Consider the following 13315-nt stretch of genomic DNA (forward strand, 5'->3'; position numbering starts at 1 on the left):
CAAAGCCATATAATGAAACTTAAAATTCTTTTAATTCAAACATTTTTTTTAATTCAGATTTTAAGCGTTAAGGGGCAAACCCAAAATAACACTGTTAATTGGGACGACGCTAAGTGGATTGGCTATACCAAAGACAATCGTCCAGAAAAATGGGCGGCAAGAGATTTTGTTAGAAATCAACCTCCAATGGATATTAATACTTGGCAGCCAACGGAAGACGAACTAAAAGCGGTTCGACGTATAGCACATCCATCAGTTTTACTAAGAAAATCTTTTTCAGTAACAAAAGAAATAGAATCTGCAGAAATTGCTATTTGTGGTTTAGGGCTTTATGAATTATATCTTAATGAGAATAAAGTGGGAGACCGAGTGCTTGATCCAGCTCAAACCTCTTATAATAAACATGCTTTTTTTGTACGTCATAATGTGACTAAGCTTCTTAAAGAAAATAATGGATTGGGAATTATGTTGGGTAACGGATTTTATGGTCAAAATATAGCCTTTTGGCCAGGGCTTGCTTACGGAAAGCCACGCGCAATTATGGTACTAGATATTAGGTATAAAGACGGCACATCAAAACAAATTACAACAGATGAAAGCTGGAAAGCTGAAAACAGTCCTATCCTTTTTGATAACCTATATCATGGAGAAACTTATGATGCTAGAAAAGAAGAAGAAGGTTGGTCTCGTTTTGCTTTTAATGATAATTCTTGGGGTGCAGTAGAATTGATGAAAGCGCCAACAACCAACTTAATAGAGCAAGAATTAGAGCCTATGAAAAAGGTTAGAGAAATTACACCAGTGGCAATTCTTCCTGCTGAAAAAGGGTGGATCATTGATATGGGACAAAACATAACAGGTTGGTTGCAAATACAGGTTGAAGAAAAAGAAGGGACAGAAGTGAAAATGCGTTTTTCAGAGCATTTAATGCCAGATAAACAAAACATTGACCCAGCATCAACAGGTATTCATGTTACAGGAAACACCCAAACAGATATCTATATTGCTAAAGGTGATGGCGTTGAAACTTGGGAGCCGCGTTTTACGTATCATGGTTTTCAATATGTGCAAATAGAAGGATTGAAAAATAAACCAACAATAGATCAATTTAAAGGTTGGTTAGTAAGAACTGATGTTGAACGCATAGGAACGTTTGAATGTTCAGATGAACAAATAAATAAATTTTACGAGGTGTCTATGTTGACCATAGAAGATAATATTCAAGGCTTGTTAAGTGATTGTCCACACAGAGAACGTTGTGCATGGATGGGCGATGCTTATGTTGTTGCCGAAGCGGCAAGTTATAATTTTGATTTACAGCGTTTATGGCAAAAAACAACGAGAGACATGCAAACCGTTCTTGGAGTTTCTAAAGCACATTTTAAAGATCCGTTTCCTTATGATAAAAGAGCACCAGCCAATGTTTCTGTTGGAAAGCGTTTAAACCTTCAGGCAAGACCAGATTGGGGTGCTGCTACAGTAATGATTCCCTACTTTTCTTATGTGTATTATGGAGATACAAGCATAGTAAAAAAATCTTGGGATATGATGCAAGGTTGGATGGCTTATTTAGATGAAAAAGTACAAGAAAAAGGTATTATAAATGGCGGCTATGGCGACTGGTGTCCTCCAGGAGGAAATCCAAATATGGATACACCACCAGCATTAACCTCTACAGCACTGTACTATCAATCTTTGGTTGCCATGCAAAAAATGGCTGTTTTATTACATAAAGACAAAGCTGCTGTTAAATATGGAGAAAAAGCAACAGTTGTTAAAAAGGCATTTAACGAAAGGTTTTTTAGTGAGGAATCAAATTCTTATGGTTCTCAAACCGGAAATGCTTTTGCTTTACATCTTGATTTAGTTGATGAAAATAAAAAACAATTGGTTGCAGATAATTTGTCAAATCTAATAATGAAAGACAATCAAGGTCATTTTACCACCGGTATTTTTGGTCATCGTCCTTTGTATACCATACTTAATGATTTTGGACATCATAAAGTAACCAAACATTTATGGGACATTACAGATTACCCTAGTTTAGGGTTTGTTACCGAAGAGCACAATTTATCAACTTGGCCAGAGCTAATTGCTAATTGGGATAAAAGTAAAAGGTATTACAGAAACTCCTTCAATCACCCAATGAATAGCGGGTTTGCTGCTAGTTTTCACGAAAGTTTAGGAGGGATAAGACCCGATGAAAATAACCCAGGATTTCAAAAATTTTACTTAAAGCCAACTTTTTTAGAAGGTTTAGAATGGTGCGAGGTGTCTTATAAATCGCCACAAGGAAAAATAGAAAGCAATTGGAAAAAGAACGAAGGTAAAATAACGTGGTCTGTTACAATTCCAGAAAATTCTTCTGCTTTTGTTGAATTGCCAATGTATGCATCAAAACAAATCAAAGTAAATAACAAAAGCGTTAAACATAATATGTTTGATTTGACCTCAGGTAAATATATAATAACTATTAAATAATTGAAAATATGACAAAGCCAACAAATTATTACCAGAATTCGATTTTATTTTGCCTTTTGTTTTTTTGTTCTCTAACATATGGTATTGATGTTAAGGATTTAAAATGTAATGGCCAAGTAAATCCATCTGGTATAGTAGATACAAATCCCACTTTTAGTTGGGCATATATTGGAAATGAAAAGAGCCCTATACAAGGAGGGTATCGTATTATGATGGCTACATCAATTGAAAAACTTAAATACCCAGATATTTGGGATACAGGACCAACCAGTACTTCAGAAACTGGTCCATTTAAATATTGTGGAGCACCTCTCAAATCTGGTCAGAGAATTTACTGGAAGGTAATGGTTTGGGGTAATAATCGTGGAGTAGCTCATAGCGAACCTTCTTGGTTCGAGATGGGTGAAATTCAAAATCCAGAAAAACCATTCCAACCACATGTATTCACAAAGCTCAATGGGGTTGTACAAATCATCTTAGATAAAAATGACTCAGGTCGGGTTTTCGAAGGTATTGGAGGGGTAAGTGCAGGTGCTTCTTCTGATTTATTGTATGATTATGAAGATCCAGTTCGAGGTCAAATACTCGACCTTTTGTTCAAACCTAAATTTGGTGCTGGTTTTCAGCATCTAAAAGTTGAAATGGGAGGAGGCGAAAACTCTACTTGCGGATCAGAACCTTCTCATGCGATTACACGAGAGGAGTTAAAAAAACCAGTATCTCGCGGTTATGAATTTTGGTTGATGAAAGAGGCTAAAAATAGAAATTCGGAAGTAATTCTTGAATATTTACCTTGGAGTTTTCCGGCATATTTAAAACCTAACATTTTTACTCAGGAATCAGCAGCATATTTTGTTAGCTTTCTAGATGTAGCTAAAAAACAATGGGGTTTAGATATTGACTGGGTAGCTGCTGCAGAGAATGAGAATTATACAAATCGTGATTGGTTAGTGAATCAAGTGCGTCCATTATTGAACAGTAGGGGTTATCAGAATGTGAAAATTCAAGGACCTGATGACAATAGTGGCGACTGGAAAATATTCGACGAATTTGAAAATGATAAAGCTTTTGATACTATTGTTGAGGCTGTAGGCTACCACTATGTAACAGGAAGGGAGTTCACCGAAAATATGGTAGATGGTCGTGGTAGACCAACAACTGAAAAAGCAAAAAACACAGGTAAACCATTATGGGCTAGTGAAGATTGGAGCTGGACAGGAAAAGACTGGGGAGGCGCTGGAGCGTTAAATTTAGCACGTGTTTATAATAAGTTTTACATCCGTGACCGAATTACTAAAACATTAATTTGGGCACCAATAGGCTCAATATACAAATCTGTAACTTGGGATAAAGCAGGTGCCATGAAAGCCAATAGTCCGTGGAGTGGTTATTATGAAGTTTGGCCAACTATTTGGGCAACAGCGCATACAACGCAGTTTGCCGAACCTCTAAATTGGCAGTATCTAAATAGTGCATGTGGTCTTTTTAAAAGCAGTACTTACAAAGGAAGTTGTGTTACATTGAAGGAAAAGAATAGTACTAATTGGAGTATGATTATTTGTACTGAAAAGCAAGAAGACATTGAGGTTAAAATAGGAGAAGGATTCTCTTTAGATACGATTAGTGTTTGGAAGTCTAACGAAAATGAACAATTTGTAAAGCAAGAAAATATTGTTCCGAAAGATGGAATGATAAAAGTTTCATTAGATGCGCAAAGTATTTACTCTTTAACCACGACTTCTGGTCAGCAAAAAGGGACTTATGAAATTCCTAAAGAAGAACCATTTCCTTTTCCATATTATGAAGACTACGAAGATCGAAAATTAGGAGATTTACCTAAATACCATTCAGATCAAACAGGGAGTTTTGAAATTGCATTAAAAGAAGATGGTTCTCAATGTTTAAAGCAAATTGTACCTGAACAAGGTTACGATTGGATGCGAGTATATCGACGTTCTAATATAAAACCAAATACCTTAGTAGGTGATGTTAATTGGAAAAATTATACATGTAGCGTAGATGTGTTTATTGAAGGTGGTAATGTAGAATTAGGAGGTCGTGTACAGGGGAGTTATTTAAAAGGCTATCGTTTTCAGGTAGCAAAGAATGGACATTGGAAACTGATTTTTGATAAGACTTTAATTAAGGAAGGTAGTATTGCCAGTTTTGATGGTAATCAATGGCATAATCTTAAACTTAAATTTCAAAATGAAAATATAGAAGCCTTTGTTGATGGAGATTTGTTATTGACAGTATCACATAAGCAGGCTTCAGGTTATACGATGTTATCAAGTTCGTACGATGAAAACCTTTTTGATAATTTGAAGATTACGGACTAGTTTTTATAGAAATACATTAAGAATAGTAAATTAAATGAAAAAGCATATCAAAATTGTAGTTCTTACAATATTATTGAATATTAGTGTGCAAAACATATCTGCACAAATACAACCTTACGATTTAAAATTAGAATATCGCGAAAACCCAGAAGGTGTAGATATGACAAAACCACGTTTTTTCTGGAAATTAAAATCAGAAGAGATGGGGCAATTTCAAAAAGCCTATCAAATTATTGTCGCTTCATCTCAAGAAAACATAAAAAATAATATTGGCAACGTTTTTAATTCTAAAAAAGTAAGAAGTTCAGATAATATTCAAATAATTTACAAAGGACAATCTTTAAAATCAGCATCAGAATATTATTGGAAAGTCAGAGTTTGGGACAAGAACAACAAGGTGTCTAATTGGAGTGAAATAGCTACTTTTTCAACAGGCTTGTTTGAAGAAAAAGATTGGAAAGGTGCACAGTGGATTGCTTGGCGGAATCAAGACGAATGGGCAAATGAGTGGTGGCGAAAAAAGGAAGTTGAATCTAAAGCCATCGAATTTCAATTACCAAGTTATTTTGGAGCCCATTTAAATATGTTTGAACGATATCATTTCTTTGATGATAAAAAACATGATGCAGCACCACTTTTACGTAAAGGATTTGACCTACAAAAGAAGGTTAAAAGTGCCAAAGCATATATTAGTGGAATTGGGTATTATGAGTTATATATCAATGGTAAAAAAATTGGAAATTCTGTTTTAGATCCAGGTTGGACAGATTATCGAAAAACAATTTTATATGCTACACACGATATTACTAACGAAGTAAAAGACGGTGCAAACATGGCAGGTGTCATGCTAGGTCGTGGTTTTTATGGAATGATGGCTTACGATCATTGGGGATTTCATAACAAAAATGGTTGGATTGGTCAGCCAAAATTAATATGTCGTATTAAAGTAACCTATGAAGACGGAACCACAAAAGATATTGTTAGCGATTTAAGCTGGAAAGTTAAAGGCGGCCCTGTAGTGTATGATGGACCACATATGGGCGAAATTTATGACGCTACAAAAGAAATTAATGGTTGGAGTGAAGTAGGCTTAGATGATTCAAGTTGGAATACAGTAAACTCAGCACCACATCCAGGAGGAGAACTCGTTTCTCAAATGAACGAACCTATTCGTGTTACCAAAACATTTCATCCCATAGCTACAAAAAATTCTAGTAGAGGCCAATGGTTTGATGTAGGTACCAATATGTCTGGTTGGGTACGTTTACGTATCAAAAATGCTAAAAAGGGGCAGCGTATTACTATTTATTTTGGAGAAAATGAAGATCCAATTACGGTAAGTCAACCAGGAGGACTTCAGCAAATGGCCTACGTTTGTAAAGGTGGTGGTGTAGAATATGCAGAGTGTCGCTTTTCATATAAAGCTTTTCGCTATATCAAAGTAAAAAGTTTTAGAAAACTAAAGTTTAACTTAGAGGATGTTGAGGTAAAATATGTGCATTCTGATGTACCAAGAGTGGGGTATTTTGAATCCTCTGACAAAACCGTAAACGCGGTACACGACATCTGTAGAAAATCCTTGATTTTTAATCTGCACAGTATCCCTACAGATTGTCCGCATCGTGAAAAAAATGGATGGTTAGGAGATGCAGTTACAGGAATGGAATTTGGTATGGCGAATTACGATCTAGCTGCATTAATGACAAAGTTTACGAGAGATATTTTTGATGGTCAAGATAAATTTGGTGGAATTCCTGCCATAGTTCCTGCTAATAATTATGGTTCCGGAAAATCTAGTTTATGGTCATCTGCAGGAGTTCATATTCCTTGGTATATGTACCAATATTATAACGATACACGTTTGTTTGATTTGTATTGGGATAAAATGATGCTTTTTATAAAACGCTCTTGGGAGTTCAATAATATTCCCGAAAAAGACGGTATGTTTAAAGAACGCTTTAATGATTGGGTTACGCCTTATGATGCCACATATAAAGGAGGTGGTAAGCCAGGAGGGAATGAAGTGATTGCGTCAATGAATTTTTATCTAGTATTAAAACGTATGGCTTACATGGCTGATAAATTAGGAAAAAAGAAAGATAAAAAGCGCTTAGAACAACAGGTAGAACGTATTCACAAAGGAATTCAAAAATGGGCTTTTAATGAAGAAAAAGTAGAGTATGAAGGGCTAAAATCGTTTAATGAGTTTTTGCCAGTGGTAAATATTTTGGCATTAAATTACGGCATTGTTCCAGAAAAATATAGAGAACAGTTAGAAAAAAAGGTAGTAAATAATATTGTAAAAGATAAAGACTATCATTTATGGGGAGGCATCTTTACTGTACATTCCGCATACGAATACTTACCCAAAAATGGACATGCAGATATAATGCATAAAGTAGTTGTTAACGAAGAATGGCCATCTTTTGGGTGGATGATAAAAAATGGTGCAACAACGTTACCAGAAGGCTATAAATTCACGTCTTCTAATATGCATCATTTTATGGGTGCTGTAGATAATTTCTTTTACAGACACATGGTGGGGATTAATGTAGATGAATCCAATCCTGGATTTCAAAACATCATTTTAAAGCCAAACTTTATTAAAGCAATGAATTTTGCTAAAGCAAGCTATAATTCTATTCACGGAGAAATAAAAGCGGAATGGAAAAAAGTTTCAAATAATGTTTACGAATATAAAATTGAAGTCCCTGTAAATTGTAGCGCACAAGTTATTTTACCCAACGCAAAGTATTATGTTAAATCAGGAAAACACAGTTATCGCGTTGCGTTATAAGAGTCATTAAAGTCTATTTTTAAAAATGAATAATATAATAATGGAAAAAAGTTTAAATTTTAAAATGTTTTGGTTTTATACTAAATTAAGTTTTTTAGTAGCCTTATTTATTTTACTAATGAATTGCCAAACAAAAAGTCCCCATATTACTATTAAGGATTTACGGTGTGAATACCGTACTAATCCTCTTGGAATAGATAATACAAGTCCGCGATTAAGTTGGAAAATTATAGAAGAAAATCAAACAAGAGGACAGAAACAAACTGCGTATCAGGTGCTTGTAGCAAGTAGTATAGAAAATCTTAAAAACAACAATGGCGATGTTTGGGATTCAGGAAAAGTAGATTCAAATCAATCTGTAAATAACACTTATAAAGGTAAAACTTTAGAATCGTCAAAACAGTATTTCTGGAAAGTAAAAGTTTGGGATAAAGATGGAAACGCTTCTAATTGGAGTGATTCTGGCAAATTCTCCATGGGATTACTAAAACAATCCGATTGGAAAGGGGATTGGATTTTAAAATCCGATCAAAAAAAGACAGATCATAACTGGTATAGAAAAAATTTCGAATTAAAAGAAAATCCAGAATCAGCATTTGTATTTGTGGGGTCTTTTGGGTATCATGAATTATACGTAAACGGAGAAAAAGTGACGGAAAATGTTATGAATCCAGTGTCTTCTTATATGAAAAAACGGATTCCGTATTTAACCTATGATATTGCCAATAAATTAAAAAAAGGTGATAATGTTATCGCCATTTGGCATGCTGCAGGTTGGGCAAGATGGAAACGAATCAGAGAATATAGAATGGTGCCTTTTGTGTTTAAAGCACAAGCCGAAATTATATCAGGAGGAGAAAAAGTCACCCTAAAAACAGATACTAGTTGGAAAACCAAAAAAAGCTATACCGAATATTATGGCGATTGGGATATTTTGCGTTTTGGTGGCGAAACCATTGACGATAGAAAACGTGAAAATGATTGGAATACGGCAGAATACGATGATAGTAATTGGGCTAATGCTACAGTTTATAACCATGAGGTATTAAATGCTAAAATCCCCGAAGGGAACAACATCAGTTTTGCGTTAAACAGTAATAAAGATAGAGAATTGAGAGCTTTATATGGCCCTATTACGGCGGAGTTAAGTGCTCAAATGGTAGAGCCTCAAGTAAAGTTTAAAGAAATAAATGCCATTGCAATTGATAAATTGGATAATGGAACCTACCGAGTTGATATGGGAGAAAACTACACCGGATTTTTCGAAATGGAATTATTTAAGGGTAAAGCAGGCGATTCTATTTTATTTGAAATTAGCGATCAAAAAGGAGTCGTGATGAACTGGAAACAGAAAAGCAAATACATTTTTGGTAAATCAGGAAAAGGAAAATTTCAAAACAGGTTTAATGTAGCAGGAGGTAGATGGATTACCGTTTATGGCTTGAATTACGAACCTAAAATTGAAGATGCAAAAGGATATGTAGTAACGAATAATCGTAAACAAATTAGCAAATTTGAATCTTCGAGTGCGCAACTTAATCAAATTTATCAAATTAATTTAAATACCTATTTAGCTAATACGATGGATGGTATTTTGGTAGATTGTCCACATCGTGAACGCCGTGGTTGGGGAGAAGTAACTGTAGCTGCTATGTATGGAGATGCATTACCAAATTTTGAGAGTGGAGCGTATATGGATCAATATCTTCAATATACAAGAGATGCACAACTCCAAGATGGTCAAACTAGAGCTGTATTAAACGAAGAAGATCGTCCGTTTTTAATGTGGAAAGCCAATAATCCTTTAACCGTTTGGGAAACGTACAGAATGTTAGGCGATAAAAAAGTATTGGAAGACAATTATAAATCGATGCAAAAATGGATGACTTGGTTGTATGAACATTCGAATGCTGATACTAGTGGTGCTTTAAAAATAGGAGAACAAGGCAAAAGAGAAATGCCAGGTTTAGGGGATTGGTGTACACCACGTGGTAATTTTTGGACAAGTAGTAATTCGCCAGACGCGGCTCATTTTAATAATTGTTTGTATGCTTTTATGTTAAATAATGCTATGCATATTGCTGAGGAATTGGACAAAACTGAAGATGCTAAAAGATATAAGGAAAGACTTAAAGTTCAGCAGGAAGCAACTCATAAGTTGTCTTACAATTCAGAAACCGGTAAATATTTAAAAGGGTACCAAGTCGATCAAGCTTTTGCTTTACTATCGGGTGTAACACCAGCAACCGAAAAAGAAAAAGTAGAAGCACAACTAGAAAATAACATATTATATGACTTTCCGTATTATGATACAGGAAGTTCAGGGCAAGCTTTATATACGCGATATTTTATAGAGTCAGGAGAACGCATGGATTTAATTTATGAATTGTTGCAAGACAAGCATCATCCTAGTTATGGTTACTTCTTAGAACAAGGACACACGACATGGCCAGAACGTTGGTCTGCTATTGGAAACAGCCAGATACATACTTGTTATACAGGAATTGGAGGCTATTTTATCAAAGGATTTGGTGGTATTCGCCCAAATCCAGAGCAATTGGGTATGCAAAATATAATGATTAAACCAGCTCCTGTTGGTGATTTAATGTTTGCAAATACGCAGTACGAATCTATGTATGGAAATGTGGTTGTCAATTGGAAAAGAGAAGGGAAAGAAGCAACATTTCATATGGAAGTACCTATAAATACGACTGCAAAAGTATATGTGCCATCAACAAGTAAAGACGGTATTACTGAAAGTGGTATTGTAGCTGAAAATGCCAAAGGAATCACTTTTGTAGGATCAGAAAAAAGTAAGGCAGTAGGTAATTATATCATCTATAACGTAACATCTGGAGTTTACGATTTCAAAGTTGATGAATTGCCAAAAGCACAATTTCCAGAACCGTTAAATAACATACAGAACCTTGTAAAATTAGGAAGAATGAATGCGAGTTCGATGTTTATAAAAACAGAAAAGTTACCCGTTTTTGAAGCTTTTAGAGTCAATGATGAAGATACTGAAACACGTTGGTTAGCTACCGAAACTAAAAATCAATATTTAGAGGTTGAATGGGTAAAATCACAAACATTCAATCAAATTGTAGTAGATGAATACGAGAATAACATCACATCTTACAAATTACAATATTGGGAAAATGGTACCTGGAAAGATATTATAAACGGAACAACTTGTGGATCAAATAAAACTCATCAATTTAAATCAATTCAAACTAGAAAATTTAGGTTGTTTATTGAAGATTCAAAAGAAACTCCATCAATCAAAGAAATTAAAATTTTTAATAATAATTAGTCAAAAAAATGCGCATAAAAAACAGTGATAGAGGCACCTTATTCTTATTTGTAATTCTTTTTACAACTTCAATATCTTTTGCAACGACTCCACCAAATTGGGAAGGTGCACAATGGATTTGGCAACAAGAAGATGGACCATCGAACACATGGATGAGTTTTAGAAAAACAGTAACCTTAGAAGAAGTTCCCGAAGTGGTAGAAGCTTTTTTATCTGTAGATAGTAAATTTTGGTTATGGATTAATGGAGACATGGTATTGTTTGAAGGTGGATTGTCAAGAGGACCAAGTCAAGCTGGAGATTGGAATCGAAAAGAAAAGATTACACCTACCAATTCATGGTACGAAACGGTTAATATTCAACCCTATTTAAAAAAGGGAAATAATACCATTGCTATATTGGTTTGGTATTGGGGACGTGAAACGCATAAAGGGACCCATATTGATAGTGGAAAAGGTGGGTTGCTATTCTCTGCTCAAATTGGAAACCAAAAGCTTGTTTCTGATGGATCTTGGAAAGCCATTCAGCATCCAGGATACGACAATACCATACCGCCAGCAAGTAAAGCCTTAGTGCAGTATCCCGTTCAATTTGATGCGCAAAAAGCCATGAAAGATTGGTCTGATAATGCTTGGTATACGTCTAGTTTTGATGATAGTTCTTGGCCGGTAGCAACAGAAAAAGGAAAATTAGGAGTTAAACCTTGGTATAATGTAGAAAAAAATATAGTTCCACATTTGGTTAATCACGGTTTACAAAATTATGAGAACCATAATGAATTGAAATTTCCATTTATAAGTCAAGGAAAAACCATAAAAGCGAAACTGCCTTTTAACAAACAAATTACACCTTATTTGGAGATTGAAGCCAAAGCAGGAGATACCATTTTTGTAACCACAGATAATAGACTCAATAAAATTACAGCCACCTACATTACCAAAGCAGGAACTCAAAAATTTGAGAGTTTCTCTTGGATGAACGGTAATGAAATACATTATACTATTCCAGAAGGTGTTAAAGTAAAAGCACTAAAATACAGATGGATGAGCGTAGGTGAAATGGTGGGTACATTTGAAATTGACGATCCGTTTTATAACCGCTTATGGCAGATGGGTAACAACACGCTGTTTGTTTGTGCTCGTGATAATTTTATGGATTGCCCAGATAGAGAACGTGCTTTATGGATTGGAGATGTAGCAGACCAAGTTGGATATTTATTTTATTCTATGGATGATGCTGGACGTCAGTTACTAAAGAAGGCGATTTTACAAACGACGGCATTCAGTGAAAATGGTGTGATTGGAGCCTTAGGACCGCTAAGAGTTCGCGAATTGGTGGCACAAAGTTTACAATTTATTGCACAGGGTATTTGGCCTTATTATTTAAATACAGGCGATAAAAAAACTTTAGAAAAAGCCTATCCTTTTGTTTATGATTATTTAGCGTTATTTCCAATGCAAGAATCTGGATTGCCAGAATATAGAAAAGGAAAAAGTCCAGACTCTTGGGATTGGGTAGATTGGGGTGTTAAAAACACGACCGATAGTAAGCCTATCCAAGCGGCTTTTTACTACCTAGCATTAAAAGAGGCTAAAAAAATGGCAGAAGTTTTAGGAGAAGATACTCATGTAAAATGGTATGAAAAACGAATGCAAACCATGAAGCCAGCATTTGAAAAAGCGTATTGGAAAGATGGTTTTTATAGTAGTAATGCAGATAAATTAAAAGACGATAGAGCGAATGCGATTGCTATAGTGTCAGGAATTGCAAATCCTAAATTTTACAATGAAGTGGTAGATAATGTATTAATACCTAATCGTTATTCTAGTCCGCACTTCGAGTGGTTGGTAGAAGAAGCGATGTGTATTGCAGGACGATATAAAGCATCATTACATAGAATGAAGGAGCAATATCAAAGTCAAGTAGACAATAAAGCTAACACTACACTATACGAAATGTTTCCAAGAGGAGGAAGTTATAATCATGCCTGGAATGGATCTAATAAAATTTTATCTAAATATATCGCCGGAGTTGAACCGACTAAAGTGGGGTGGAGTGAGTACCAAATTATGCCAACAATGATGCATTTTAAGCATATAAAGAAAACGATTCCTACAGTAGTGGGAGAAATAAATATGGATATGAAAAAGACTGATAGTACCTATACATTAAAGTTGGACTCTCCAGATGTTTGGAATACTACAGTAGTTGTAGGAATACCAAAAGCAGGAAAAGAAATTAGTAAAGTGGAAATTAATGGTTTTGTATTTTGGGAAAATGGGAAAGAAACTAAAGGATTAGATACGACAATTTCTGAAGATGATAACTTTTTAAAGTTTAGACTAACATCGCAAAATTGGGTTATAAAAGCAACATATAAATAGT

General features: G+C 34.9%; 5 protein-coding genes. All 5 read left to right on the plus strand.

Annotated features, from left to right (window positions below):
• Positions 1-12 precede the first annotated feature (12 nt).
• Genes FQU21_RS02600 through FQU21_RS02620 form a run of 5 tightly spaced genes read left to right on the plus strand, consistent with a single transcriptional unit; the run spans position 13 to position 13314 of the window.
• Complete coding sequence (locus FQU21_RS02600) at positions 13-2481, plus strand: alpha-L-rhamnosidase (RefSeq protein WP_147676466.1); 2469 nt, start codon at positions 13-15, stop codon at positions 2479-2481.
• Positions 2482-2489: 8 nt separating this feature from the next.
• Complete coding sequence (locus tag FQU21_RS02605; protein ID WP_147676467.1) at positions 2490-4820, plus strand: glycoside hydrolase family 78 protein; 2331 nt, start codon at positions 2490-2492, stop codon at positions 4818-4820.
• A 34-nt stretch (positions 4821-4854) separates the two neighbouring features.
• Positions 4855-7617: a family 78 glycoside hydrolase catalytic domain gene (locus FQU21_RS02610; RefSeq protein WP_147676468.1), complete on the plus strand. Its 2763-nt coding sequence runs from the start codon at positions 4855-4857 to the stop codon at positions 7615-7617.
• 25 nt (positions 7618-7642) lie between these two features.
• Entirely contained in the window at positions 7643-10930 is a 3288-nt protein-coding gene (locus FQU21_RS02615) for a family 78 glycoside hydrolase catalytic domain (RefSeq protein WP_147676469.1), read from the plus strand.
• 8 nt (positions 10931-10938) lie between these two features.
• Positions 10939-13314 (plus strand): alpha-L-rhamnosidase-related protein, encoded by a 2376-nt coding sequence (locus tag FQU21_RS02620; protein ID WP_147676470.1) that lies wholly within the window; start codon positions 10939-10941, stop codon positions 13312-13314.
• Position 13315: the final 1 nt, after the last annotated feature.

Source organism: Algibacter pacificus (genome assembly GCF_008033385.1).
Lineage (GTDB): Bacteria > Bacteroidota > Bacteroidia > Flavobacteriales > Flavobacteriaceae > Algibacter > Algibacter pacificus.

Bases quoted from the DNA above. Each gene is read 5' to 3' on its own strand.
- FQU21_RS02600 (WP_147676466.1), top strand. From the start codon at position 13: ATGAAACTTAAAATTCTTTTAATTCAAACATTTTTTTTAATTCAGATT.
- FQU21_RS02605 (WP_147676467.1), top strand. From the start codon at position 2,490: ATGACAAAGCCAACAAATTATTACCAGAATTCGATTTTATTTTGCCTT.
- FQU21_RS02610 (WP_147676468.1), top strand. From the start codon at position 4,855: ATGAAAAAGCATATCAAAATTGTAGTTCTTACAATATTATTGAATATT.
- FQU21_RS02615 (WP_147676469.1), top strand. From the start codon at position 7,643: ATGAATAATATAATAATGGAAAAAAGTTTAAATTTTAAAATGTTTTGG.
- FQU21_RS02620 (WP_147676470.1), top strand. From the start codon at position 10,939: ATGCGCATAAAAAACAGTGATAGAGGCACCTTATTCTTATTTGTAATT.